Annotated in this window: 19 protein-coding genes and 1 riboswitch; of the genes, 11 read left to right on the forward strand and 8 right to left on the reverse strand. The window is 74.4% G+C overall.

Annotation, left to right across the window (positions count from 1 at the left end):
- Positions 1-2 precede the first annotated feature (2 nt).
- Together lnt and cobN are read right to left on the reverse strand one after the other, a co-directional pair.
- Positions 3-1,556: an apolipoprotein N-acyltransferase gene (gene lnt / locus ACZ6NC_RS25405; protein ID WP_465736065.1), complete on the reverse strand. Its 1,554-nt coding sequence runs from the start codon at positions 1,554-1,556 to the stop codon at positions 3-5.
- Positions 1,557-1,660: 104 nt separating this feature from the next.
- The gene (cobN, locus tag ACZ6NC_RS25410) at positions 1,661-5,275 is read right to left on the reverse strand and encodes a cobaltochelatase subunit CobN (RefSeq protein ID WP_465736066.1); all 3,615 of its coding nucleotides are present in this window, start codon (positions 5,273-5,275) and stop codon (positions 1,661-1,663) included.
- Positions 5,276-5,383: 108 nt separating this feature from the next.
- Positions 5,384-5,469, reverse strand: a riboswitch (cobalamin riboswitch).
- A gap of 132 nt (positions 5,470-5,601) precedes the next feature.
- On the opposite strand from cobN, the gene ACZ6NC_RS25415 reads away from it, so the two are divergent.
- From ACZ6NC_RS25415 to ACZ6NC_RS25435, 5 genes are all read left to right on the forward strand, one after another.
- Positions 5,602-6,828 carry a hypothetical protein gene (locus ACZ6NC_RS25415; RefSeq protein WP_465736067.1) on the forward strand — a complete coding sequence of 409 codons (1,227 nt, stop codon included), beginning with the start codon at positions 5,602-5,604 and terminating at the stop codon, positions 6,826-6,828.
- Complete coding sequence (locus ACZ6NC_RS25420; protein ID WP_465736068.1) at positions 6,825-7,451, forward strand: precorrin-8X methylmutase; 627 nt, start codon at positions 6,825-6,827, stop codon at positions 7,449-7,451. Before ACZ6NC_RS25415 ends, ACZ6NC_RS25420 begins: the two co-directional genes overlap by 4 nt.
- On the forward strand, positions 7,448-8,965 hold the full coding sequence (locus tag ACZ6NC_RS25425; RefSeq protein ID WP_465736069.1) for a precorrin-2 C(20)-methyltransferase: 1,518 nt from the start codon (positions 7,448-7,450) through the stop codon (positions 8,963-8,965). The genes ACZ6NC_RS25420 and ACZ6NC_RS25425 overlap by 4 nt, the downstream gene beginning before the upstream one ends.
- Before the next feature lie 80 nt (positions 8,966-9,045).
- Positions 9,046-10,341 carry a cobalt-precorrin-5B (C(1))-methyltransferase gene (locus ACZ6NC_RS25430; protein ID WP_465736070.1) on the forward strand — a complete coding sequence of 432 codons (1,296 nt, stop codon included), beginning with the start codon at positions 9,046-9,048 and terminating at the stop codon, positions 10,339-10,341.
- Positions 10,342-10,456: 115 nt separating this feature from the next.
- Positions 10,457-11,986: a UDP-N-acetylglucosamine 1-carboxyvinyltransferase gene (locus tag ACZ6NC_RS25435; RefSeq protein WP_396320055.1), complete on the forward strand. Its 1,530-nt coding sequence runs from the start codon at positions 10,457-10,459 to the stop codon at positions 11,984-11,986.
- Positions 11,987-11,993: 7 nt separating this feature from the next.
- On the opposite strand, the gene ACZ6NC_RS25440 is transcribed toward ACZ6NC_RS25435, so the two are convergent.
- The 5 genes from ACZ6NC_RS25440 to ACZ6NC_RS25460 form a co-directional block, all read right to left on the reverse strand.
- Positions 11,994-12,518: a protein-tyrosine phosphatase family protein gene (locus ACZ6NC_RS25440; RefSeq protein ID WP_465736071.1), complete on the reverse strand. Its 525-nt coding sequence runs from the start codon at positions 12,516-12,518 to the stop codon at positions 11,994-11,996.
- A gap of 94 nt (positions 12,519-12,612) precedes the next feature.
- A complete protein-coding gene (locus tag ACZ6NC_RS25445; RefSeq protein ID WP_465736142.1) occupies positions 12,613-13,398 on the reverse strand; it encodes a cobalt-precorrin-6A reductase in 786 nt (261 codons plus the stop codon).
- Positions 13,398-14,159: a precorrin-4 C(11)-methyltransferase gene (gene cobM / locus ACZ6NC_RS25450; protein WP_465736072.1), complete on the reverse strand. Its 762-nt coding sequence runs from the start codon at positions 14,157-14,159 to the stop codon at positions 13,398-13,400. The genes ACZ6NC_RS25445 and cobM overlap by 1 nt, the downstream gene beginning before the upstream one ends.
- Positions 14,156-15,415 (reverse strand): precorrin-6y C5,15-methyltransferase (decarboxylating) subunit CbiE, encoded by a 1,260-nt coding sequence (cbiE, locus tag ACZ6NC_RS25455; RefSeq protein WP_465736073.1) that lies wholly within the window; start codon positions 15,413-15,415, stop codon positions 14,156-14,158. Before cbiE ends, cobM begins: the two co-directional genes overlap by 4 nt.
- Positions 15,416-15,528: 113 nt before the next feature.
- On the reverse strand, positions 15,529-15,972 hold the full coding sequence (locus tag ACZ6NC_RS25460) for a gamma-glutamylcyclotransferase family protein (RefSeq protein WP_465736074.1): 444 nt from the start codon (positions 15,970-15,972) through the stop codon (positions 15,529-15,531).
- A 167-nt stretch (positions 15,973-16,139) separates the two neighbouring features.
- Between ACZ6NC_RS25460 and ACZ6NC_RS25465 the strand changes: the two genes are divergently transcribed.
- Positions 16,140-17,180, forward strand: coding sequence for an EamA family transporter (locus ACZ6NC_RS25465; RefSeq protein WP_465736075.1), 1,041 nt, complete (start codon positions 16,140-16,142; stop codon positions 17,178-17,180).
- Here the strand turns inward: ACZ6NC_RS25465 and ACZ6NC_RS25470 are convergent.
- Complete coding sequence (locus tag ACZ6NC_RS25470) at positions 17,152-17,739, reverse strand: dihydrofolate reductase family protein (protein WP_465736076.1); 588 nt, start codon at positions 17,737-17,739, stop codon at positions 17,152-17,154. The genes ACZ6NC_RS25465 and ACZ6NC_RS25470 overlap by 29 nt on opposite strands.
- A 104-nt stretch (positions 17,740-17,843) precedes the next feature.
- Here ACZ6NC_RS25470 and ACZ6NC_RS25475 point away from each other — a divergent pair, with 104 nt between their 5' ends.
- From ACZ6NC_RS25475 to ACZ6NC_RS25495, 5 genes are all read left to right on the forward strand, one after another.
- Positions 17,844-18,419 (forward strand): TetR/AcrR family transcriptional regulator, encoded by a 576-nt coding sequence (locus tag ACZ6NC_RS25475; RefSeq protein ID WP_465736077.1) that lies wholly within the window; start codon positions 17,844-17,846, stop codon positions 18,417-18,419.
- A gap of 661 nt (positions 18,420-19,080) precedes the next feature.
- Positions 19,081-19,878 (forward strand): phytanoyl-CoA dioxygenase family protein, encoded by a 798-nt coding sequence (locus ACZ6NC_RS25480; RefSeq protein ID WP_465736078.1) that lies wholly within the window; start codon positions 19,081-19,083, stop codon positions 19,876-19,878.
- 11 nt (positions 19,879-19,889) lie between these two features.
- Positions 19,890-20,480, forward strand: coding sequence for a DUF6309 family protein (locus tag ACZ6NC_RS25485; protein ID WP_465736079.1), 591 nt, complete (start codon positions 19,890-19,892; stop codon positions 20,478-20,480).
- Positions 20,480-24,871, forward strand: coding sequence for an amino acid adenylation domain-containing protein (locus tag ACZ6NC_RS25490; RefSeq protein WP_465736080.1), 4,392 nt, complete (start codon positions 20,480-20,482; stop codon positions 24,869-24,871). The genes ACZ6NC_RS25485 and ACZ6NC_RS25490 overlap by 1 nt, the downstream gene beginning before the upstream one ends.
- Before the next feature lie 125 nt (positions 24,872-24,996).
- Positions 24,997-26,253, forward strand: coding sequence for an aspartate aminotransferase family protein (locus ACZ6NC_RS25495; protein ID WP_465736081.1), 1,257 nt, complete (start codon positions 24,997-24,999; stop codon positions 26,251-26,253).
- The last annotated feature ends 16 nt before the right edge of the window (positions 26,254-26,269 follow it).

Raw genomic sequence — 26,269 nt, forward strand, 5'->3', positions numbered from 1 at the left:
GATCAGCCGGTCCGCCTGCGCCACAGCACGACCGCCGCCGCACCCGCCGTGACCAGCAGCGCCGCCGTCGGCACCACGTCGCCGACCCGGTCGTACCAGGTCAGCTCGGTCGGCGCGGTCAGTGGCAGCCGGACGGTCAGGGCGCCGGTGCGGTCGGTGCCGAGCCGGGCCAGTTCGCGGCCCTGCGCGTCGAAGGCGGCCGAGACCCCGGTGAGCGAGGCCTGGACGGCCGGGCGGCCGGTTTCGGCAGCCCGGATCGCGGCCAGCGAGACGTGCTGCTCGGGTGCCCAGGTGCGCTGGAAGGTCGAGGTCGAGGACTGGTAGACCAGCACCCGGGCGCCGTCCCTGGCCGCCGTCCGGGACATGTCGGGGAAGGCCGACTCGAAGCAGATCAGCGCCCCGACCGGCAGCGGCGCACCGCCGCGGTCGGTGGCCGGGAGGACGTGGAACGCCGTGCCCGGCGCCCGGTTCTCGCCCGCCGCCCGGCTGACGCCCGCGATCCAGCCGAGCAGCGGGCGCAGCGGGATGTACTCGCCGAACGGCACCAGCCGGATCTTGCGGTAGCGGTCGACGGTGCCGGCCGGCGAGACCAGCACCGCGTCCTTGGAGATCCGCCCGTCCGCCTTGCGGGCGTCCTCGCCGGCCAGGATCTCGGCGCCGGTGGCGGCGGCGAGCCGGCGCAGCCGGTCCAGCGCCGCCGGGTCGCGGTCGAGGTCGGCGGTGGTGCTGGACTCGCCCCAGACGACCAGGTCCACCGGCCGCCCGCCGAGCGCGGCGGTGGCGGCGGCACTGGCCTCGAACCGGGCCTGCGGCTCCTCGACGATGCCGGGCTGGACCAGCGCGACGGTCAGCGCCCCGTCCCGGACGGGCGCGGAGCGCAGCGAGAACAGCACGGGACCGGCCGCCAGCACCAGCACGGTGGCCAGCGCCGCCACGGCGCGCGGACGCCGGCCGGCGGCGCTCAGCATGATCAGCACCCCGGTGTTGACGGCCACCACGGCGGCGCTGACCAGCCAGATCCCGCCGGCCGAGGCCAGAGCCAGAACGGCCGGGTGCTGCCACTGGGTCGCGCCGAGCAGCGCCCACGGCCCGCCGAGGGCGTGCCAGGAGCGCGCGTACTCGGTGGTCAGCCAGACCGCGGGGACGACGACCAGGGCGAGCAGTGCCCGACGTGCGGTCAGCGGCGGGTGCAGCAGCCGCCACACGGCATACCCCACCCCCGCCTGCAGTGCTCCGAACAGCACCGCGAGCACCGGCAGCGCCGGCCCGATGGAGGGGATCAGCCAGTACATCGCCGTGAGGATGAACCCCGCGCCGAACCACCACCCCCGCACCGCCGCCTCCCGCGCCCCGGGCGCCCGCTGCATCAGCAGCAGCCCGGGCACCAGCGCCACCCAGGCGAGTGACGCCAGCCCGGGGGCCGGGAAGGCGAGTACCGGCACCGCCCCGGCCGCCAGTGCGGCCACCCGCGCCCGGTACCGGTGGGCGGCAAGGGCACGGTCCCGGGCGGCGGACGCCCCGAGGGCGGGCGGCGTGAGCGTGAGGCGGCGTGACATGCCCCGTATTGTCCGCTTGGCCGGGGGATGCCACCAGTATTCGCGTCACCCGAATGGGCGACGGAATACCGGTGGCACGCGCATGCCGGCCAGCCCGCGCCCGGTCAGCCCTCGTCGCCCTCCAGGTCGCCCTCGGTCTCCAGGAAGGCGGCCTGGAGCTGCTCGATCAGCTCCGGGTCGGGCTGCTCCCACAGGCCGCGGCTGGCCGCCTCCAGCAGGCGCTCGCTGATGCCGTGCAGCGCCCAGGGGTTGGCGCCGGTCAGGAACTCGCGGTTGACCGGGTCGAGGACGTACTCCTGGGTCAGCTTCTCGTACATCCAGTCGGCGACGACCCCGGTGGTGGCGTCGTAGCCGAAGAGGTAGTCGACGGTCGCCGCCATCTCGAAGGCGCCCTTGTAGCCGTGGCGGCGCATCGCCTCGATCCAGCGCGGGTTGACCACGCGGGCGCGGAAGACCCGGGCCGCCTCCTCGGTGAGGGTGCGGGTGCGGACCGTCTCCGGGCGGGTCGAGTCGCCGATGTAGGCGGTCGGGGCCTTGCCGGTGAGGGCGCGCACGGTGGCGACCATGCCGCCGTGGTACTGGAAGTAGTCGTCCGAGTCGGCGATGTCGTGCTCGCGGGTGTCGGTGTTCTTCGCGGCGACGGTGATCCGCTTGTACGCGGTCTCCATCTCCTCGCGGGCCGGCCGCCCGTCCAGGCCGCGCCCGTACGCGTAGCCGCCCCAGACGGTGTACACCTCGGCGAGGTCGGCGTCGGTGCGCCAGTCGCGGCTGTCGATCAGCTGGAGCAGGCCGGCGCCGTACGTGCCCGGGCGGGAGCCGAAGACGCGGACGGTGGCCTTGCGCTCGTCGCCGTGGACGGCCAGGTCGGCCTGGACGTGGGCCCGCACGTAGTTGTCGGCGTCCGCCTCCTCCTGGGCGGCGGCCAGGCGCACGGCGTCGTCCAGCAGGGCGACCACGTGCGGGAAGGCGTCCCGGAAGAAGCCGGAGATGCGCAGGGTGACGTCGATGCGCGGACGGCCCAGCTCCTCCAGGGAGATCGGCTCCAGGCCGGTGACCCGGCGCGAGGCGTCGTCCCAGACCGGGCGGACGCCGAGCAGGGCGAAGGCCTCGGCGATGTCGTCGCCGGCGGTGCGCATCGCGCTGGTGCCCCAGAGCGAGAGCCCGACCGAGGGCGGGAAGGCGCCGTCGTTGTCGGCGGTGTAGCGCTCGACCAGCGAGGCGGCGAGCGCCTGGCCGGTCTCCCAGGCGAGCTTGCTGGGTACGGCCTTCGGGTCGACGGAGTAGAAGTTGCGGCCGGTCGGCAGCACGTTGACCAGGCCGCGCAGCGGCGAGCCGGACGGCCCGGCCGGGACGAAGCCGCCCTGCAGCGCGTGCAGCACGGCGTCCAGCTCGTCGGTGGTGGCGGCGAGCCGCGGGACGACCTGGGTGGCGGCGAAGGTGAGTACCTCGGCGACGGCGGCCGGCTGCCCGGCGGCGACCTTCTCGACCGCCTCCGGCGCCCAGTCCTCGGCCTCCATCGCCTCGACCAGGGCGCGGGCCTGCGCCTCGGCGGCGTCGGTGGCGCCCAGGGTGAGCGCGGCCTCGTCCAGGCCCAGCGCCTCGCGCAGGCCGGGCAGGGCGCTGACGCCGCCCCAGATCTGCCGGGCGCGCAGGATGGCCAGCACGATGTTGACCCGGTCAGTGCCGGCCGGCGCCTGGCCGAGGACGTGCAGGCCGTCGCGGATCTGGGCGTCCTTGATCTCGCAGAGCCAGCCGTCGACGTGCAGCAGGAAGTCGTCGAAGCCGTCGTCCTCGGGGCGCTCGTCCAGGCCGAGGTCGTGGTCCAGCTTGGCGGCCTGGATCAGCGTCCAGATCTGGGCGCGGATCGCGGGCAGCTTGGCCGGGTCCATCGCGGCGATGTTGGAGTGCTCGTCGAGGAGCTGCTCCAGGCGCGCGATGTCGCCGTAGGAGTCGGCGCGGGCCATCGGCGGCACCAGGTGGTCGACCAGGGTGGCGTGGGCGCGGCGCTTGGCCTGGGTGCCCTCGCCCGGGTCGTTGACCAGGAACGGGTAGATCAGCGGCAGGTCGCCGAGGACGGCGTCGGGGCCGCACTCGGCGGAGAGCGCGGCGGTCTTGCCGGGCAGCCACTCCAGGTTGCCGTGCTTGCCGAGGTGGATCACGGCGTCGGCGCCGAAGCCGCCGTCCTCCTGGGCGGCCGCGATCCAGCGGTAGGCGGCCAGGTAGTGGTGCGACGGCGGGAGGTCCGGGTCGTGGTAGATCGCGACCGGGTTCTCGCCGAAGCCGCGCGGCGGCTGGATCAGGACGAGGAGGTTGCCGGAGCGGATCGCGGCCAGCACGATGTCGCCGTCCGGGTTCTGCGAACGGTCGACGTACAGCTCGCCGGGGGCCGGGCCCCAGTGCTCCTCGACGTGCGTGCGCAGCGCCTCGGGCAGCGTGGCGTACCAGCGGCGGTAGTCGGCGGCGGGGATGCGGACCGGGTTGCGGGCCAGCTGGTCCTCGGTGAGCCAGTCCTGGTCGTAGCCGCCGGCCGCGATCAGCGCGTGGATGAGGGCGTCACCCTCGTGCTGGTCCTCCGCCACGGTGTCCAGGCCGGGCAGATCGGTACCGAGGTCCATGCCCTCCGCGCGCAGGCGCTCCAGCAGGCGCATCGCGCTGGCCGGGGTGTCCAGGCCGACGGCGTTGCCGACCCGGGCGTGCTTGGTCGGGTACGCGGAGAGGACGAGCGCGAGCCGCCGCTCGGCGGCCGGGATGTGCCGGAGCCGGGCGTGCTTCACGGCGGTGCCGGCGACCCGGGCGGCGCGCTCGGGGTCGGCGGCGTAGACGGTCAGGCCGTCCTCGTCCAGCTCCTTGAAGGAGAACGGGACGGAGATCAGGCGGCCGTCGAACTCGGGCACCGCGATCTGGGTGGCGGTGTCCAGCGGGGAGAGGCCGTCGTCGCTGGCCTCCCACTGGGCGCGCGACCAGGTCAGGCAGAGGGCCTGCAGGATCGGCCGGTCCAGGGCGGCCAGCGCGCCCGCGTCCCAGGCCTCCTCGTCGCCGCCGGCCTGGGCGTCCGCCGGCCGGGTGCCGCCGGCGGCGAGCACGGTGGTGACGAGGACGTCGGCGGCGCCGAGCTCCGCCAGCAGCTCGGGCTCTGCGCCGCGCAGCGAGGCGCAGTAGTAGGCCCTGGCCTGTGCGCCCTGGTCCTCGATCGCCTGGCAGAGCGTCTCGACGAAGGCGGTGTTCCCGCTCATGTGGTGGGCGCGGTAGTAGAGCACGGCGACGGTCGGGCCGTCGGTCGTACGGGCCTCGCGGACCAGCGGGCCCCAGGCGGGGGCGGAGGCCGGCGGGGCGAAGCCGTGGCCGGTGAGCAGCACGGTGTCGGAGAGGAAGGCGCCCAGCTCGGCCAGGTTGGCCGCGCCGCCGTGGGCGAGGTAGGCGTGCGCCTCGGCGGCGATGCCGGCGGGCACGGTGGACAGCTCCATCAGCTGGGCGTCGGGCGCCTGCTCGCCGGTCAGCACGATCACCGGGCGGGGGCCGGCCAGCAGCGCGTCCAGGCCCTCCTGCCAGGCGCGGCGCCCGCCGAGCAGGCGGACCACCACCAGGTCGGTGCCCTCCACCAGGGCGGGCAGTTCGTCGGGCGAGAGCCGGGCCGGATTCCCGAGGCGGTAGCGGACCGGCCCCTCGGAGGCACGGGCGCTGAGCAGGTCGGTGTCGGACGTCGACAGCAGCAGAATCATGCGAAGGCCCTCCCGGCCTCGATGGCGGGCATGGGCACGGGCGTGCGGCGGCGCATGGCTTTCAAGCCTTCCTCGGGGTCCGCGCCCCGGGCCGGTGGAGGACGGCAGGAGTTCCTGGCTCCCACGGTCTCCCGGAGTTCCGGTGAACCGTGGTCACAGTGGCGGGACCGCACCGGGCTTGCACCGGCTTCCTCCCCTGCGCCGTCGCTGGCGTGTGGGCGGCCCGCGGGGGCCGCCCGGCAGCATCGTACGGGGTGCGGCTGACCTGGGGGAGTGCGTCCGAGGGTGTGACCCAACGGACGGAGGCAACCGATCGGATCATCTGTATGCTCGCGGCCATGCCACCGACACCCGACGCCACCACGCCGGGCGCCGCCGCGCCCGACCGGGGGCGCGCGGACGCCTGTCCGGGGGCCCTTCGTCTGCATACCGCCGACGACGGCTCCCTGGCCCGGGTCCGCCTGCCCGGCGGCCTGCTGACGGTCCGTCAGGCGCTGGCGCTGGCCGAGGCCGCCGAGGCGCTGGGCGACGGCGAGCTGGAGACCACTTCGCGCGGCAACGTCCAACTGCGCGGCCTGGCTTCGGGCTGCGGGCAGGAGCTGGCCGAGCGGCTGCGCGCCGCCGGGCTGCTGCCCTCCGAGACGCACGAGCGGGTCCGGAACATCGTCGCCTCGCCCGGCCCCTCGGACGGACGTGCGGACGTGCGGGCCTGGGCACGGGAGCTGGACGCCGGGCTCTGCGCGAGCCGTTGGGCCACCGGGCTCTCCGGCAAGTTCCTCTTCGCACTGGACGACGGACGGGGCGACGTCGCCGCGCTCGACGCCGATGTGACATTGATCGCAGGCTCCGACGACGGGCCGGACGGCATGGCGCTGCTGCGCCTCGGCCGGGCCGCCACCGCGCGCGCCGTCCCCGTGGCCGGCGCGGTGGAGGCCGCGCTGGCCGCCGCCCGGGAGTTCCTGGACGCGCTGCGGGCGAGCGGGCGCAAGGCCTGGCACCTGCGCGAGGTGCCCGACCTGCTGGCGCCCGGTACCGTCCCGCTCCCCGCCCTGCCCGGCACACCCCCGCCGCTCGGCGCGCTGACCGGCGGGCTCTCCGTCGGCCTGCGCTTCGGCCGGGCCACCGCCGCCCAGTGGCGCGCGCTGGCCGGGGCGTCGGCCGGTGAACTGCGGCTGACTCCCTGGCGCGGCGCCGTCCTGCCCGGGGCGTCCGCCGACCGGCTGCCCGAGCTGGCGGCAGCCGGGTTCCGCACCGCGCCCGGCACCGCCTGGGACGGCGCGAGCGCCTGCACCGGACTGCCCGGCTGCGCCAAGTCCCTGGCCGACGTCCGTACGGACGCGGCCCGGGCGTTGGACCTCGCGCCGGTGCCGGGCGGCGGGCTGCGCGTGCACTGGTCCGGCTGCGAGCGGCGCTGCGGTCACCCGGCCGGAGCATGGGTGGACGTGCTCGCCACCGGGCAGGGCTACCGGGTGGCGGTGGACGCCACCACCGTGGATGTGACGAACGAGGAGATGGCCGAGGCGGTCGCCGAGGCCCGGAGGACCACGAAGTGATCGAGTACGAGAGGGACGGCGCGTCCATCTACCGCCAGTCCTTTGCCACCATCCGGGCCGAGGCCGACCTCGCCGCCCTGCCCGCCGACGTGGCCCAGGTCGCGGTGCGGATGATCCACGCCTGCGGCATGACCGACCTCGTCGAGGACCTGGTGTACTCGCCCGGCGTGGTCGCCTCCGCACGCGCCGCGCTGCACGCCGGTGCGCCGATCCTCTGCGACGTCAACATGGTCGCCAGTGGCGTCACCCGTAAGCGGCTGCCCGCCGACAACGAGGTGGTCTGCACCCTCACCGACCCCTCGGTGCCCGAGTTGGCCCGGAAGATGGGCAACACCCGCAGCGCCGCCGCGATGGAGCTGTGGCTGCCCCGGCTGGAGGGCGCGGTGGTCGCCGTCGGCAACGCGCCGACCTCGCTGTTCCGGTTGCTGGAGCTGATCGAGGCGGGCGCGCCGCGCCCGGCCGCGGTCATCGGCGTCCCGGTCGGCTTCATCGGCGCGGCCGAGTCCAAGGAGGCCCTGGCCGTGCACCCGTCCGGCCTGGAGCACCTGGTGGTGCGCGGCCGGCGCGGCGGCAGTGCGATGGCCGCCGCCGCCATCAACGCGATTGCGAGTGAAGAAGAGTGACGGCGCATCAGACCTCGACCGGTCGACTCTACGGGGTCGGGCTCGGCCCCGGTGACCCGTCCCTGGTGACCGTCCGCGCCGCCGAACTCATCGGCAAGGCCGACGTGGTGGCCTACCACAGCGCCCGGCACGGCCGCTCGATCGCCCGGTCCATCGCCGAGCGCTACCTGACGGGTGGTCAGATAGAGGAGAAGCTGGTCTACCCGATCACGGTCGAGACCACCGACCACCCCGGCGGCTACCGGGGCGCGCTCGACGACTTCTACGAGGAGGCCGCCGCCCGGCTGGCCGCCCACCTGGACGCCGGCCGCGACGTCGTCGTCCTCGCCGAGGGGGACCCGTTCTTCTACGGCTCCTATCAGCACATGCACAAGCGCCTCGCGCACCGCTACCCGACCGAGGTCGTCCCCGGCGTGACCTCGGTCAGCGCCGCCGCCGCCCGGCTCGGGCAGCCGCTCACCGAGGCCGAGGAGACGCTCACCGTCATCCCCGGCACGCTGCCCGAGGAGGAGCTCACCGCGCGGATCGCCTCCGCCGACTCCGCCGTGATCATGAAGCTTGGCCGCACCTTCCCGGCCGTCCGCCGCGCCCTGGAGCGGGCCGGCCGGCTGGACGACGCCCAGTACGTCGAGCGCGCCTTCATGGACGGCGAGCGCACCGCGCCGCTGGCCGGGATAGACGCGGAGACCGTCCCGTACTTCTCCGTCGTGGTGCTGCCCAGCAAGGTCGCACCGCTGGAGCCCGCGGTGGAGCTCTCCGAGGGCCTCGGCAGCGTCACGGTGATCGGCACCGGTCCGGCCGGTCCGCTCTGGCTCACCCCCGAGGCGCGCGGCGCCCTCGCGGCCGCCACCGACCTGGTCGGCTACACCACCTACCTGGACCGGGTGCCCGTCCGCCCCGGCCAGCAGCGGCACGGCTCCGACAACAAGGTGGAGTCCGAGCGCGCCGAGTTCGCCCTCGACCTGGCCCGCCGCGGCCACCGGGTCGCGGTCGTCTCCTCCGGCGACCCGGGCGTGTTCGCGATGGCCACGGCCGTGCTGGAGGTCGCCTGCGAGGAGGCCTACCGGGACGTGCCGGTCCGGATCGTCCCCGGGATGACGGCCGCGCACGCCGCCGCCTCCCGCGCCGGCGCCCCGCTCGGCCACGACTACGCCGTGGTCTCGCTCTCCGACCGGCTCAAGCCCTGGGACGTGGTCGCCAAGCGCCTGCGCCTCGCCGCCGAGGCCGACCTCGTGCTCGCCCTCTACAACCCGGGCTCGCAGTCCCGCACCACCCAGGTCGGGCAGGCCCGTGACCTCCTGCTGGAGTACCGCGCGCCGGAGACCCCGGTGGTGATGGCCCGCGACGTCGGCGGCCCGACCGAGCGCGTCCGCACCGTCCGCCTCGCCGATCTGGACCCCGCCCAGGTCGACATGCGCACCATCCTGCTGATCGGCTCCTCCCAGACCCAGGCTGTCGAACGCGGCAACGCCACCGAGGTCGTCTGGACCCCGCGCCGCTACCCGGAGGCGTGAGCGTCCGGAGTGGGAAGTCGGCCCGGCGGACTTCCCACTCCGGCAGGGCAGGTGGGCCGCCGGCCGGCGGGCGGGGGAGGATGGGGGCGTCCAAGAGCCGGTGTGCGGAACAGGGAGCGGTCGTGGTTGAGGTCGGTGGTCGGGCCGGGCAGCTGAAGAGCAGCGGCCTGCGGCACGGGTGGACGACCGGCGCCTGCGCCACGGCGGCGACCAAGGCGGCATACCAGGCGCTGCTGACGGGGGCGTTTCCGGACCCAGTGGTGATCACGCTGCCGAAGGGGCAGCAGCCCGGATTCGCGCTGGCGGCCGAGGAGTTGCAGGACGGGGAGTTGCCGGCCGAGAGGGTGTCGGCCGAAGGGCTGCTGGCCGAGGGGGTGTCGGACGGGTCGCGCGGGCGGCGCGCGATGGCCGCGGTGGTCAAGGACGCCGGGGACGACCCGGACGTCACGCACGGCGCGCTGATCCGCTCGACGGTGTGGGCGGGGGAGCCCGGCAGCGGGGTGGTGTTCCGGGCCGGGCCGGGCGTCGGGACGGTCACCAAGGCCGGGCTGCCGCTCGGTGTCGGCGAGCCGGCCATCAACCCGGTGCCCCGGCAGATGATCCGCGACGCGGTCGCCGAGGTGGCCGCCGAGTTCGGCGGCGCCGGGGATGTCGTGGTGGAGATCTCCGTCGACCACGGGGAGGAGATCGCCCGCTCCACCTGGAACCCCAGACTGGGCATCCTCGGCGGTCTCTCCATCCTCGGGACGACCGGGATCGTCGTCCCCTACTCCTGTTCCGCCTGGATCGACTCCATTCGGCGCGGGGTCGACGTGGCCCGGGCCGCCGGGCGGACCCACGTCGCGGGCTGCACCGGCTCGACCTCCGAGAAGGTCGCCGTCGCCGTGCACGGCCTGCCCGAGGACGCACTGCTCGACATGGGCGACTTCGCCGGGGCCGTGCTCAAGTACCTCAAGCGTCACCCGGTTCCGCGCCTGACCATCGCGGGCGGCTTCGCCAAGCTCTCCAAGCTCGCCGCCGGCCACCTCGACCTGCACTCGGCGCGCTCCCAGGTGGACAAGGGGTACCTTGCCGGGCTGGCGCGCGCGGGCAGTGCGGGCCCGGAGCTGGCCGAGGCGGTCGCGGCCGCCAACACCGCGCTGGAGGCGATCCAGCTCTGCCGCGCGGCCGGTGTCCCGCTGGGCGACCTGGTCGCCGAGGCGGCCCGCGCCACCGCGCTGGGCGTGCTGGTCGGTTCGCCCGTCGCGGTGGACGTCATCTGCATCGACCGGGCCGGCACCATCGTCGGCCGCGCGGAGCCCGTCGGCCCGGGGTCGGCGGGGCTTGGATTGGCTGGGCCGGGGCCGGCCGGGCTTGGCGCCTCATCGGCCTCCTGAACCGTTGCCATGATGTGAAGATCTGACGCTCATACGGGGTGAGAAACGGACAAATGTGGTGCCATGCACAGGAGTGATTCTGGTGCTATCTCAAGCATGAGATATGGTCTGCCGGGTGACAGGCGACTACCTCACCCGTATCGGCACCCTCATCCGTACCGCGCGTCAGCACCGTGGTTGGTCCCAGGCCCAGCTCGGCGAGGCCCTCGGCACCAGCCAGAGCGCGGTCAACCGCATCGAGCAGGGCAAGCAGAACGTCAGCCTTGAGATGATCGCCCGCATCGGCGAAGCCCTCGACAGCGAAATCGTCTCCCTCGGCTACGCCGGCCCGATGCACCTGCGGGTCGCCGGCGGCACCCGCCTCTCCGGCGCCATCGACGTCCGCAGCAGCAAGAACGCCTGCGTGGCGATCCTCTGCGCCTCGCTGCTGACCACCGGCCGCACCACGATCCGCCAGGTCGCCCGGATCGAAGAGGTCTACCGCATCCTTGAGGTGCTCACCAGCATCGGCGTCAAGAGCCGCTGGACCAACGACGGCCGGGACCTCGAACTCACCCCGCCCGCCGAGCTCGACCTCGCCGCCATGGACGTCGAGGCCGCCCGCCGCACCCGCAGCGTGCTGATGTTCCTCGGCCCGCTGATGCACCGCGCCGACCGCTTCGCCATCCCGTACGCCGGCGGCTGCGACCTCGGCACCCGCACCGTCCAGCCGCACCTGACCGCGCTGCGCCGCTTCGGCCTGGAGGTCGCCACCACGTCCGGCGCCTACCACGCCTCCGTCCAGCCCGGCGCGCCGATGGACCGCCCGATCGTGCTGACCGAGCGCGGCGACACCGTCACCGAGAACGCCCTGCTCGCCGCCGCCCGGCACGACGGCGTCAGCGTCATCCGCAACGCCTCGCCCAACTACATGGTCCAGGACCTCTGCTTCTTCCTGGAGCGGCTGGGCGTGAAGATCGAGGGCATCGGCACCACCACCCTCACCGTGCACGGCGTACCCGAGATCACCTGCGACGTCGACTACACCCCCGCCGAGGACCCGGTCGAGGCGATGAGCCTGCTGGCGGCCGCCGTCGTCACCTCCTCCGAGCTGACGATCCGCCGGGTGCCGATCGAGTTCCTGGAGATCGAGCTCGCGGTGCTGGAGGGCATGGGCCTCGACTACGACCGCACCCCCGAGTACCGGGCCCACAACGGCCACACCCGGCTGGTCGACCTCACCGTCCGCCCCTCGAAGCTGACCGCGCCGGTCGACACCATCCACCCGATGCCGTTCCCCGGCATCAACATCGACAACGTGCCGTTCTTCGCCGCGATCGCCGCGGCCGCCCACGGCACCACGATGATCCACGACTGGGTCTACGACAACCGCGCCATCTACCTCACCGAACTCACCCGGCTCGGCGCGGACATCAAGCTCCTCGACCCGCACCGCGTCCTCGTCCAGGGCCCGACCCGCTGGCGCGCCGCCGAGATGGTCTGCCCGCCCGCCCTGCGCCCGGCGGTCGTCATCCTGCTGGCGATGCTCGCCGCCAAGGGCACCTCGGTGCTGCGCAACGTCTACGTCATCAACCGCGGCTACGAGGACCTCGCCGAGCGCCTCAACTCGATCGGCGCCCAGATCGAGACCTTCCGCGACATCTGACCGGGAGTCACCCCGCTGACCGGCCTCCCTCACCGAGGCCGGTCAGCAGCCCGGCGACGTTCAGTCCGGTGGTCAGGTACTCCACGAACAGCGAGTTGTTCATCGCCCACGGCGAGCGCCGCCGGCGGATCAGCTCCACGGCCCGGTCGGCCTCGTGGCCGAGCTCGACCAGGGCCTGGGCCACCACCAGACCGGAGCGGTTGTAACCGGAGTGGCAGCGGACCAGGGTGGTGCGCCCCTGCCGGACGGCTTCGGCGGTGCGCGTCGCCGCCTCCCGGACGGCGCTGAGCTGACCGGGGGAGAGCGGCCCGTCGGGCACCTCCCTGACCAGGTGCTCCACCCCCGGCGCCGGCCCGTGCCCGGCCCGCGTGAAGAGGCTGACCACCAGGTCGAACTCCCGTCCCACGACCACCGGTTCCAGTGCCCGGCCGGGCGGGGTGGTGAAGTGCCCGCCCATCCAGAGCCCGGGCACGATCTCGTTCCACGGACCCGGCGGTTCGGGGGTGTCGCGTTCCTTGCTGCGGGCGGGCATCGGCTCTCTCCTGTTCTCCGGGCCGCGGGCCACGGCTACTCGCCGGTCCCGCCGGGGGTGTCGAAAGCTGCGGGCGCTGTCGAAGCCGCGGGGATCACCGGGAGGCGGGACCGCGTCCGGCCAGCCAGTCCAGTGCCGCCGGGACCGACTCGGCCGCCGGGACGCCGGCCGGGAGCGGCGGGCGCGTCACGACCACCACCGACAGGCCGAGTTCGCGGGCGGCGGTGAGTTTGGGGGCGGTGGCGGCGCCGCCGCTGTCCTTGGTGACCAGGACGTCGATCCGGTGCCCGCGCAGCAGCGCCCGCTCGCCGTCCAGGGTGAACGGACCGCGGTCCAGCAGGACGTCCAGGGCGGCGGGCATCGGGGGCTCGGGCGGGTCGACCGAGCGGGCGAGGAAGTGCAGGCCGTCGAGGTGGGCGAAGGTGCCGATGCCCTGCCGTCCGGTGGTGAGGAAGACCCGGCGGCCGAGGCCGGGCAGCACGGCGGCGGCCTCGTCCAGGGAGCCCACCGGGTGCCAGCGGTCCCCGTCGACCGGTGCCCAGCCGGGGCGGCGCAGCGCCAGCAGCGGCACACCGGTCGCCGCGGCGGCGAGGGCGGCGTTCTGCGACATGGCGGCCGCGAACGGGTGGGTGGCGTCGACCAACGCGTCCACCGCCTCGTCGCGCAGCCAGGCGGCGAGCCCGTCCGGCCCGCCGAAGCCGCCGATCCGCACCTCGCCCGCCGGCAGCCGCGGTTCGGCGACCCGGCCGGCGAGCGAGCTGGTGACCCGCAGGCCGGGCCGGCCGGCCAGCGCGCCGGCCAGGGCCCGCGCCTCCGTCGTCCCGCCGAGGACCAGGACGTGCCGGACCGGGGCGGCCGGGGGCTGCGGGACGTGCGCCATCACGCCCCGCAGGGCTCGTGCGGGCGCTCGCGGTCCGCCGAGTAGAGGTGGCTGTCGCGGAACTGCTCGGCGGCCAGTGTCCGGCCGACGATGATCACCGCGGTGCGGACCACGCCCGCCGCCTTCAGCTGCCCGGCGATGGTGCCGACGGTGCCGCGCAGCACCAGCTCGTCCGGGCGGCTGGCCATCGCGACCACCGCGGCCGGGCAGTCGGCGCCGTAGTGCGGGAGCAGCTGCTCGACCACGTCGTCCACGTACCCGGCGGCCAGGTGCAGTACGAGCAGGGCGCCGCTGCGGCCGAGGGTGGCGAGGTCCTCGCCCTCGGGCATCGGCGTGGCACGCTTGGCGATCCGGGTGAGGATGACGGTCTGGCCGACGGTCGGTACGGTCAGTTCCCGCTTCAGCGCGGCCGCGGCGGCGGCGAAGGCGGGCACGCCCGGCACCACCTCGTACGGCACGCCGGCCGCGTCCAGTCGGCGCATCTGCTCGGCGACGGCGCTGAACACGGACGGGTCGCCGGAGTGCAGCCGGGCCACGTCCTGGCCGGCCTCGTGGGCGGCGACCAGCTCGGCGACGATCTGGTCCAGGTTGAGCTGCGCGGTGTCGATCAGCCGGGCGCCGGGCGGGCACTCGTCCAGCAGTTCGCGCGGCACCAGGCTGCCGGCGTAGAGGCAGACCTGGGCGCGGGCCAGGATGCGCGCGCCGCGCAGGGTGATCAGGTCGGCGGCGCCCGGGCCGGCTCCGATGAAGTGGACGGTCACGAGGCGTTCTCCTGGGGAGTGTCGGGCTTGACGGCGGACCACTGGGTGACCGGCATCGCCTGGCGCCAGCCGGTGAAGCCGCCCACCGGGACGGCGTGCGCGACGGCCAGCCGCAGCAGCTCGCCGCCGTACCGCCGGTACCACTCGGTGAGCAGGGCCTCGGACTCCAGGGTCACGGTGTTGGCGACCAGCCGGCCGCCCGGCGGCAGCGCCGCCCAGCAGGCGTCCAGCAGGCCGGGCGCGGTGAGGCCGCCGCCGATGAACACGGCGTCGGGGGTGGCCAGCCCGGCCGGCCCGGCCAGGGCGGCGGGCGCCGCTCCGGTGACGACCTGCAGCCGGGGCACGCCGAGCGCGGCGGCGTTGCGGGCGATGCGAGCGGCCCGGACGGGGTCGCGCTCGACGGTGACCGCCCGGTTGTCGCGGTGGGCGCGCAGCCACTCGATCGCGATCGAGCCGGAGCCGCCGCCGATGTCCCAGAGCAGCTCGCCGGGCGCGGGGGCGAGGGTGGCGAGGGTGGCGGCGCGGACGTGGCGCTTGGTCAGCTGGCCGTCGCTCTCGTACGCGTCGTCGGGCAGGCCGGGGACGAGCGAGGTCCGCGGGCCGGGGCCGAGTTCGACCGCGATGACGTTGAGCGGGTCGCCGGCCGGGTGCGGCCAGCCGTCCGCGGGCCCGTCCAGCTGCCGCTCGCCCGGGCCGCCGAGCTGTTCCAGCACCCGCAGCCGGGCGGTGCCGAAGCCGCGCGCGGTGAGCAGGGTGGCGACGGCGGCGGGGGTGGCGGCGTCGGCGCTGAGGACGAGCAGCCGGCGGCCGGGGTGCAGGGCCGGAGTGAGGGTGTCGAGGGGGCGGCCGACCAGGCTGACCACCTCGGTGGCCTCCAGCGGCCAGCCGAGCCGGGCGCAGGCGTAGGAGACGGAGGAGGGGTGCGGCAGCACGCGCAGCCGCTCGGCGCCGGGCGTCCCGGCGAGGATCTCGGTGAGGGTGCGGCCGATGCCGTGGAACATCGGGTCGCCGCTGGCCAGCACCGCGACCCGGCGGCCGGCGTGCTCGGCGAGCAGCCCGGGGACGGCCGGGCGCAGCGGGGACGGCCACGGCACGCGCGCGGCGGCGACCTCGTCCGCGGGGAGCAGGGCGAGCTGACGCGGCCCGCCGATCACCACCTCGGCCTCGCGCAGCGCCGCCCGCGAGGTGCCGGCCAGGCCGGGCCAGCCGTCGGCCCCGATCCCGACGACGGTGATCGGGGGTGGCAGCTCGGGCACCGGGAGGCTCCTCGTTGGTCGGCAGTGGTCCGCAGGCGTGGTCGGGGCAGCCTACCTGGCGGTACGCGACCGGCTTCTGACCAGGGTGTGCGGGTCCGGCCGGGCTGCTGTCCTCAGCGCCGCATCCAGTCCCCGGACGGGATCAGCGCCGGCTGCGCGCGCAGGCGGGCGGCGACGGCCGGGCCGGCCAGGTAGACCCAGGCGTCCCGCGTCTCCCCGGAGGCCGTCCGGACGGTCAGCCGCTTGCGGACGTACTCGCCGGTGCCGTCCGCCCGGCAGTCCTCCAGCCGGTCGAGCGCGGCGAGCGCGGGGCCGTAGGCTCCGGGGCGCACGGTGATCAGCTCGCCGACGATCCGGCGGCCGGGCGTCGCGTCCGGCACGGCGAACGGGAACCCCGGGCCGTCGTGCAGCGCGGCGCCGGCGAGTACGGCGGGCCGGACGTCGGCGCAGCGACCGGCGAGGTGGACGGCGTGGTTGTGGCCGCCGGTGCGGAGCGTGCCGTAGACGAAGAACGGCAGGGCGCCGGCTGAGGTGGCGTCGGGCGGATCGTCGGGCATGGGAACCTTCTGGCGGTCGGTCGTCATCTGTCAGCCGTCGCGGCTCCGGCCGAGGGGCGCCCACCGTAGCGCCTGAGGTGACTTCCCGGGGATACCCACTGGCGCGCGGCCCCGCTGATGCGCTGTCATGGCGGGTGAACTGCCAGCACCGTCCAAGGGGGACACCCATGACAGCTCCCGCCTCGCGGAAGGCTGCCTCGTCCGCTGCGGCCACCGCGTCCGCCGCCGGCACGCCCGTCGACGCGGTGGCCTCGACCGCGCCGGCCGCGACCGCGCCGGCCTCGACCGCGGGGCTGGGCGGGGCGGTCTGGCTGGCGCTGGGCGTGGTGTACGTGGTCTGGGGCTCGACCTACCTGGCGATCCGGATCGCGCTGGAAACCATGCCCTCCTTCTTCTCCGCCGGAGCGCGCTTCATCCTTGCCGGACTGCTGCTGGCCGGCGTCGTGCTGTTCCGCCAAGGGCGGTCCGGACTCCGGGTGAGCGCCCGGCAGTTGGGCTCCTCCGCGCTGGTCGGCGTGCTGCTGCTGACCGGAGGCAACGGGCTGGTGGTGCTCGGCGAGAACTCGATCCCCTCCGGGCTGGCCGCGCTGCTGGTGGCCGCCGTCCCGCTCTGGATGGTGCTGCTCACCGCGTCGACCGGCGACCGCCCGAGGCCGGTCGAGCTGGCCGGCGTGCTGGTCGGGCTGGCCGGCCTCGCGGTGCTCTCCGCGCCCGCGATCGGCGGGGACATCGCCCCGGGCGGCGTGCTCGCGGTCATCTGCGCGACGCTGACCTGGGCGGCGGGTTCCTTCGCCGCCAAGCGCATCCCGATGCCGGGCAACGTCTTCGCCGCGAGCGCCTACCAGATGATCGTGGGCGGGCTGGGCAATGTGCTGATCGGGACGGTGCGGGGCGAGCAGCACGGGCTGGACCCGGGCGCCTTCTCCGGGCGGTCCTGGCTGGCGCTCGGCTACCTGGTGGTGGTCGGTTCGCTGATCGGTTTCACCGCGTACGCCTGGCTGTTGCAGTCCGCCCCGCTGACCCTGGTCGCCACCTATGCGTACGTGAACCCGGTGGTCGCGGTGCTGCTGGGCTGGCTGGTCCTGGCCGAGCCGCTGACCGGCCCCACCCTGCTGGGTGGGGCGATCGTGGTCGCCGGCGTCTGCCTGGTGGTGAGCGTCAGTCGGACGCCGCGGAGGGCTACCGGTCGGACGTCGGCGCGTAGGTGAGGACGACGGTGCCGTTCTCGAACGGGCGGCAGTCGGTGAGCGTGAGGTTGCGCGGTGCGAAGTCGGCGCGGAAGAGCGGGATGCCCTGGCCGGCCACGATCGGGTACTGCTTGACGACCAGCTCGTCGATCTCCGGCAGCAGCTGGCCGGCCAGGTCGGCGCCGCCGCAGAGCCAGATGTCGAGCCCGTCCTCCTGCTTGAGCTTGCGCACCAGGGCGAGCGGGTCCTCGTCGGTGACCTCGACCGCCGGGTCGGGGCTGGTGGTCAGCGTGCGGGAGAGCACGATCTGCCGCAGGTGGGCGTAGGGGCTGGTGAGCCCCATGGGCAGCCCCGGTTCGTAGGTGCCGCGGCCCATGAGGACGGTGTCGAACCGGCTGTTCGGCGCCTCTGAGATCCCGAATGCCGCGCGGCCCGGGGTCGCCAGTGTGTCGGTGCGCTCGGTGGTGAGGTACTCGAGGAACTCGCCCTCGACGTACGGGAAGAAGAAGTCGAAGCCGCCGTCGGGTGCGGCGATGAAGCCGTCGATGGTGGTGCCGACGAAGTAGCTGAGCTTGCGCATACATGTCCTTGCGGTTGGTGAAGGGCCTGACGCCCCGAACAACGACAGTTATAGTACTTCGTGTGTAGTGGTTGCAAGAGTTTTCCTGAAAGAGGATCAGAACCATGGCCCAGAACCCGGCCCGCCGCATCGCCCTCACCGACGCCGCCATCGACGTCCTCGCCCGCGAGGGCGCCCGCGGGCTCACCTTTCGTGCGGTCGACGCCCAGGCGGGCGTCCCGGCCGGCACCGCGTCCAACTACTTCACCAGCCGCGACGACCTGCTCGACCGGGCCGCCCGCCACATCCACCACCGCCTGATCCCCGACCCGGTCGTCCTCGCCGAGCTGCTGCGCGCCCCGCGCGACCGCGCCCTGGTCACCGCGCTGATGCACGACCTGCTGCGCCGGATCACCGCGGAACGGGCCGGTTACCTGGCCATGCTCGAACTGCGGCTTGAGGCCACCCGTCGGCCCGCGCTCCGCGCCCACCTGACCGGCACGATCCGCGAGCAGCTGGAGGCCAACATCGCCTACCACCTGGGGGAGGGCCTCCCCGGCGACCGCGAGACGGTGGTCGTCCTCTACCTCGCCATGACCGGGCTGCTCATCGAACACCTCACGCTGCCCGAGGTGTTGGGCGAGGACGGGCTCGCGGCGCTGATCGACACCATGGTCGAGCGGATCGTCCCCGCGAGCTGACCGGTCAGCCGCCGGCCGGCCCGAGCCCCGGCTCCAGTCCCCGCTTCGGCCCCTGCTCCGGCCGCAGCCCCGATCCCCGCCTCGGGCCCTCCGGATGTGGCATATGCCCGGCCTGGTCAGGCCGTCGGATCTCGGCCCAGTCCGTCGCGGGGGCCGATCGCCGCGCCGGACGACTGCCGGAGGGCGGGAGGGGCGCAAGTGTCTGGGGCGGGTCTCCGTTGATCCCGCCGCTCAGGGGGCGAATTTTCACCTGGCGTAGAGAATCCGTTCTCCCGGGGAGCGTGAGGCGATATCCGAGTTGACCGTTTTCTGCCGGAAGGGTCGATGATCTCCCTTCTGGTGCTCGCGGCAGCCGTGGCGGAACGCCCCTCGCCGTTCGTCGGCGCACCGCCTCCGGCCTGCGCATGTGCCGTCGGGTGGACCGAATGGCGTACCGGACGGTTGCCGTAGGTGAACGAAGGGGCCGGTATGGGTGACCTGATGGCCGGAACGAGACCTCGGATTCGTTATGGGTCTTGTGAGGGTTGATCTCGGCCCCGCAGACTCCAACACGCAGAATCTGACTGAAAGTGATCACTCCGTTTCCTTCTGTGGCGGCTGAGTCGCCTGGGGTCGGCAGCGAACAACGCGTCAGCGTTGCGGGAAAGGGTGAGTTGTCATAGTGCCGCTGTCTCTTGACGAGCACGAGGCTCTCGGCGCCGCACAGCGGGAGCAGTTTGCGGAGTCGGGGTATCTGGTCCTTCCGGGACTTCTGCCGGCTTCCTTCCGGAACCGGCTCGTGTCCGAAGTGGACCGCTGGGTGGACGAGGGCCTGCGGGCCCGTTCGATAGCCAGCTGCGTCGATCCGGACACGCATGGCGTGCCCCCGGTTCTGGAACTGGAATTACCGGGGCACGGTGAGCTGCTCACCCATCCGGCCCTGATGCGCCTGCTCGCCGAACTCATGGGCTCCCCGTTCGTCTTCCACCATCTGCACAGTGACCGGCAGGGCCCCGGGGTCACGGGCAAGCCCTGGCACCACGACTACGAGCCCAACGACAGTTCGGAGCCGTCCCTGTTGATGGTGCACGCGCTGCACTACCTCGGCGGCCTGGACGAAACCGTCGGGAGTCTCGCGGTGCTGCCCGGCTCCCACCGCGAGCCCAACGACAAGACCGCGCTTGCCCACCTCGGCACCGCCGAACTGCCGGGTGAGGCCGTCATCGACCGGCTGCCGCCCGGTTCCACGGTGCTGCTCAACTCGGCGCTGTTCCATGCCCGCCGGCCGGCGCCGGGAGGAGGCGGCCGTGCCCGGTACTTCGTGGACGCGTCGTACTGCCAGGTGGGAGCGCGCTGGCGGCCGGTGAAGCCGTTCTGGCGGCGGATGCTGGCGCGGGCGAGAGAGCTGGACCTCGACGGCGGGCAGTGGCCGGAGCTGTTCGCGGACCGGCATTTCACCGAGTACACGAGGACGGCGTGAAGGGCGGCGGTGTGGAGGTTGTCAGCTCGGCCACGTTCGCCGAGGTCCGGGCGGTCTACCTGCGCGACCATTCGGCCGAGCGGGCGCACGAGGCGAACACCAACCAGGACGGCGAGGAGAACCTCCGGCGTGCCGATCAGCTGCTCGGCAGCTGGTGGCGGGTGCGGCTGGAGCGGGCCGAGGTCCTCGACGTCGTCCTGCCCTGGCACCTCAGCGAGGGCGGCCGGATCGAACTCGTCCCGAGGTCCGGGCTGACGGTGCGCCAGGCCGTGGACCGCATCCGGGCGGGCGGGTCCGACTGGGCCGAGGCGAACCCGGTCTGCGCGGCGAAGCTCGAGCATCTGAAGCGGGCACCGCTCACCCCGGTGTACCTCAGCACCCGCCCGGTGCCGCACTCCGACTACACGGACCTCCGCGTCAGGGAGGGGCTCATCCACCTCGACGGCCTGCACCGCATGCTCGCCTGGGAACTGGCCCGGCGCCTTCCGCGCGGGGCGTGGCTGGACGCGTTCGTGGCGGGTGACATCCGGGACCCATCGCGTCCGGACAACAGGCCGGACCTCATGACGCTGCCCGCACGAACCGGAGACGAACACACGTGATGCCTGCGATACGGCCCATCTCGTCGCTGACCGATCTGTTGGCGCGCAATGCTCTCGCCCACCCGCACCGGACCGCCCTGAGCGACGCGACCCGCTCGTTCGACTACCGCAGGCTCGACGCCGTGGCGGGCCGCGTCGCCGGCCTGCTGCGCGCGTCGGGCGTCGGCCGCGGTGTCCGGGTGGCCCTGCTCGGCCCCCGGGACGCCCGGCTGTTCGCGTTGCTGCACGGCGTCCTGCGGTCGGGTGCCACGGCGGTGGTGGTCGACACGGAGTGGTCGGGACCGGATGTCCGCAGGCGGCTGGACGCGGTCGAGGTCGGCTGCGTGCTCACGACGGACGCGGCGGTGCGGGCACCGGAGCCCTACCGGACGCTGGCTGTCGACGTCGACGTCGACAACCGCATCAACGTCGACAACGGCGGCATCGGCGACGTCGCCATCAACGCCGTCGTCGCCGCACCCGCCGTCACCAGCAGCGCCGCCGCCGGCCTTCCGGGGCAGCCCGTCGCCGTGGGTCCGGAGGCTGATCTGGCCTACCTCTCCTTCACCTCGGGTTCGGGAGGCGAGCCGAAGGCCGTCGCCGTCACCCACGCCAACGCGGTGCACTACGCCCGGTCGCTGCGCGGCCGGCTGGGCCTGACCGAGGCCGACGCCCCGTGCGTCGCCCACGTCACCACGCTGGCGGCCGACCTCGGTCACACCTCCTGGCTGCTCGCGCTCGCGACCGCGGGTTCGGTGCACGTGGTGCCCGATCACGCGACGCGTGACCCCGAGTCCTTCTGGGCATCGCTGCGCGGTGCGGGGGTGTCGGTGCTCAAGACGACACCGTCGCACCTGACGGCACTGCTGGACGGGCGGCCCGCCACCAGTCCTGCCCTGCACACCGTGCTGCTGGGCGGTGAGGCCCTGCCGCGGACGTTGGCCGCCGCCCTGCTCGACGACGGTGTCGCGGACCGGGTGGTCAACCACTACGGCCCGACGGAGACGACCGTCGGCGCCACCTGCTTCCTCGCCCTGACGCCGGGCGACCTGCCGGCGGACGAGGCGACCGTCCCCATCGGTACCGCGATCGGCGAGGTGGACCTCAGGCTGCTGGACCCGCACACGGGCCGCCCCGTCCCCGACGGCGTGGCGGGCGAACTGCTCATCGGCGGGAGGGGCGTCAGTGCCGGCTACTTCGGCCGGCCCGACGAGACCGCGCGCCGCTTCGTCCGGCACGAGGAGGAGGGGGCGGCCCCGGCCAGGATGTACCGGACGGGAGACGTATGCCGCCGCCGGCCCGACGGAAGTCTGGTCTTCCTCGGCCGGTCCGACCGCCAGGTCAAGGTCCGGGGCTTCCGGGTGGACCTCGCGGAGATCGAGCGGGTGATGGAGGAGTCCCCGGCCGTCGTCCGGTCCGTGGTGGTCGCGCGGGACACCCCCGCGGGCGTCCGACTTCGCTCCGCCGTCAGGATCGCGGACGGCTGCGGCGAGACCCTGGCGGTGGACGCACTCCGCGCCCACCTGCACGACCGGTTACCCGGGTACTCCGTACCCCAGGTGATCGTCCCGGTGGCGGAGTTCCCGATCGGCCCGAACGGGAAGCTCGACCGCACGCGCCTGGACGCGATCATGAGCGGGATCATCGAGGGCCGGGCGCGACACCCGCAGACGGATCACGCGGCCTCCGCGGAGCGGAGCGCCCCCGTGCTGGCCCGCTCCATCGCGGAGCTCTGGGCGACCGCGCTCGGCCTGCCGTTCCTCAGCCCGCACGCCGACGTGGTGAGCCTCGGCGGGGACTCGATCCTCGCCATGCGCACGGTCGCGCTGGTTCGTCGCGCGGGGTTCCGCATCGTGTTCGAGGACTTCTACCAGCACCCGACGCCGACCCTCCTGGCTGCCGCCGCCCGCCCCGTGCGGGAGGACGCGTCGCCGCCGCCCGGGCCGGTGCGCCGTGGGGACCGGGGGCTCGCGCCGGCCCAGCGTTGGCTGTTCCGTCAGCCCCTCGACGACCTCCGGCACTGGAACCAGTCCGTGCTGCTGCGGTGTGCGGTGGCCGTCGACGCGGTGGCGCTCTCGGCGGCCGTCGAGGGCCTGGTCCGGCGCCATCCGGTCCTGCGGCAACCGGTCCTGCCGGACGGTCCCGGCGATCCGCGGCCCGTCGGAGAGCTGGACGTGGTGACGTTCTCCGCGATCCCGCGGCAGGCCGGTCCACGGGCGGAGGCGGTCGACCGGGTCTGCACCGAACTGCACCGCAGCCTCGACCCTGCGGCCGGGCGGCTGATCCGGGTCCACCTCTTCACCGGCCCGCCGGGCGTCGACGACCGGCTGGCGGTGATCGTGCACCACCTGGCGGTCGACGGCCTCTCCTGGCGCATCCTGCTCGACGACTTCGCCCGTGCCTACCGGGCGGCGCGGTCCGGGCAGCCGGCCGACCTCCCGGCGACGGCCGACTTCTACGACTGGGCCACCATGTCGCCCCCGGCGTCCACAGCCCCGGGGGTGAGCGCACCACGGCTGCCCGCGGCCGGCATGACCGGCGGCGGTGAGGCGGCAGCCGTCACCTGGACCCTCGACCGCGGTGCGACCGCCCGGCTCGTCGCGCGGCACGGGCGGGGCCAGGGGCTCGAAGCGCTCCTGCTGTCGGCCTTCGCCGACGCCACGTCGGGCTGGAGCGGCCAGTCCCGTCTCGCGGTGGAGGTCGAGACGCACGGCCGCGATGTCGCGGCCGCCGAAGGCGAGTACCTCGACACCGTCGGCTGGTTCACGGCCGTGAAGTGGGTGGCCCTCGACGCCGTGGGCCGCGCCGACGGCGGTGAGGGTTCGAGCGGCGGTGACGGTGCGGGCGGCCGCACGACGGCCGAGCGGGCGCACGAGGTCGGGCGGCGGGTCCGGGAGGCACCCCAGCTGCCGATGGATGTGGCCGGTCCGCGCCCCGAGGCCGGATTCAACTTCCTCGGGACGTTCCGGCTGCCGGACGATCCCGCGCTGGGGTGGTCCGTCGCGCAGGAGCAGGCCGGTACCGCCCGGTGCGCCGGCGGGGATCCGCTCTACCTGCTCCGCCTCACCGCTCGCATCGTCGAGGAGCGGCTGGTGGCCGACCTGGTGTACACCTGGCCGGCGCTGTCCCACGAGGACGCGCACGGCATCGTCGACGCCTTCGCCCGCGACGTGGCGGACGCGGCCGGGGCGCCGGCCCCGCCCTGCGCCAGGACGCCGCTGTCGACCTCCGGCCAGGTGCTGCACCCCGGCCACGTGCTGCACTCCGGCCGGGTGATGGCCGGCAAGGAGACACCCCCCGGCACCTCCCGGTGGCGGGTGCGCGAACCCGCCCGGGTACTCCTCACGGGGGCCACCGGCTACCTGGGCAGGCATCTGCTCACCGAGTTCGCCGAACGGGGGGCGCGGGTCACCTGCCTGGTGCGCGCGGAGCACGACGCCGCCGCGGCGCGACGGCTCGGCCTCGCATCCGGATTCGGATCCGGCCGGGTCGAGGCGGTCGCCGGTGACATCGACCGGGAGGGCCTCGGGCTCTCCCGGGACGGCCTGGCCCGCGCCCGCGGCGCCCAGGTGGTCGTCCACGCCGCCGCGGACGTCCGCCTGGTGGCGTCACCCGCCGACCTGGAGCGGACCAACCACGCCGCGGTCCGGCGGCTGCTGGCCTGGGTCGACGCCGAGGCACCCGGGGCCGCCTTCCACCATGTCTCGACGCTTGCCGTCGCCGGCGGCGTCGACGGACCCGCCCGCCGTTTCAGCGAGGCCGACCTGCGGATCGGCCAGAGCTTCCGTACCCCTTACGAGCGGGCGAAGTTCGGCGCCGAGGAGACCGTCCGGGCGTGGGCGGCGTCGGGCCGACCGTGGTTCGTCCACCGCAGCGGTCACATCGCGGCGCACAGCCGCACCGGCGCGTTCCAGAGCAACATCGGGGACAACCGGATCTACCAGCTCGTCCGCGGCTACGTGCTGGCCGGTGCGGCGCCGCGCCGGCCGGCGACGACCTTCGCGTTCTCCCACGTGGACACCGTGGCCGCGGGGATCGCCGCGATCGCGACGGACCCGTACTCCGCACCCGGTGTCTACCACGTGGAGACCCCCTACCAGGTGCCCCACGACGAGCTCGTCGGGTGGCTGGCGGAGTACGGCTACCCGGTCGTGCTGACCGACGACGACACCTTCGCCGAGGCCCTGGCCCGCGCCGAGCAGACGCACCCGACCGCGGCCAGGCTGGCCTCGGCCTGGTCCCAGCTCGAAGACCGCAACATCATCGTCGACAGCTCCTACACGGCCTCCGTGCTCGGCCGGGCCGGAGTGCGCTTCGCCGCCCCGACCCCGCAGTGGTGGTCCGCCGCCCTGTCGTGGGCCACCGAAGCCGGATTCCTCCCGCAGGCCGTGCTCTCCGGCCGGACGGCCTGACCGCCACCGCCACCGCAGTCCTGCCGGCGCTGCCCACTCACCGCAGTCCCGCCACCGCAGTCCCGCCACCGCAGTCCTGTCACCGCAGTCCTGTCACCGCGTACCACCGAACCGAGGTAGGTCCGATGTCCCAGCTTTCTCCGGTGCTCAAACAAGCCACGCCCGTCGTCGCGGCCCGGGGCGAAGGGGTCCACCTCTTCGACACCGACGGCCGGCGCTACCTGGACTTCACCTCCGGCGTGGGGGTGACCAGCACGGGACACTGCCACCCGCGGGTGGTCGAGGCCGTGCGGCGGCAGGCCGGCCAACTGATCCACGGGCAGTACACGACCGTGCTGCACGAGCCCCTGCTCACCCTCACCGAACGGCTCGGCGAGGTGCTGCCCGACGGGTTGGACGCGCTGTTCTACGTCGCCTCCGGCAGCGAGGCGGTGGAGGCCGCCCTGCGGTTGGCCCGGCACGCCACCGGCCGGCCGAACGTCATCGTGTTCGACGGCTCCTTCCACGGGCGCACGATGGGAGCGGCGGCGCTCACCACCGCGGGCAGCCGGTTCCGCGCCGGGATCGGCCCGCTGATGCCCGGCGTCGCGGTGGCGCCGTTCCCCTCCGCGTTCCGGCTCGGGATGACCGGGGAGGCGGCCGTGGAGCACGCCCTGCGCGGCCTCGACCACGTGCTCGCCACCGTCAGCGCTCCCGACGAGACCGCCGCGATGTTCGTCGAACCGGTCCTCGGCGAAGGCGGCTACGTTCCGGCCCCGCCCGGCTTCCTGGCCGGCCTGCGGGAGCGGGCGGACCGCCACGGGATCCTGCTGGTGTTCGACGAGGTGCAGAGCGGGTTCGGCCGGACCGGCATGTTCTGGGCCCACCAGCACGACGACGGCGTCGTGCCGGACGTCCTGGTCACCGCCAAGGGGCTGGCCAGCGGCTTCCCGCTCTCCGCGATCGCCGCGCCGACCGCGCTGATGCGAAAGGCCTGGCCGGGCTCGCAGGGCGGGACGTACGGCGGCAACGCCGTGGCGTGCGCTGCCGCGCTCGCGACGCTCGACGTCATCCGTGACGAGCGCCTCGTCGAGAACGCCGCCGAACAGGGCAGCCGGCTGGCCGAGGGGCTGCGCACGGTCGCGGCCGCGGCCCCGGCCATCGCCGACGTGCGCGGGCTGGGGCTCATGCTGGGCAACGAGTTCTGTCACCCCGACGGTTCGCCCGACCCGGCCGCCGCGAAGCGCGCCCAGCAGGAGGCCACCGAGCTCGGCCTCCTGCTGTTGACCTGCGGGGTGCACCTGAACGTCGTACGGATGATTCCGGCGCTGGTCGTCACCGCCGGGCAGATCGACGAGGCGGTGGCACTGTGGTCGAAGGCCGTGGCCGCGGCGACCGCCTGAGAACCCCGGGACATAC

This window comes from Kitasatospora sp. NPDC041988, assembly GCF_055588525.1.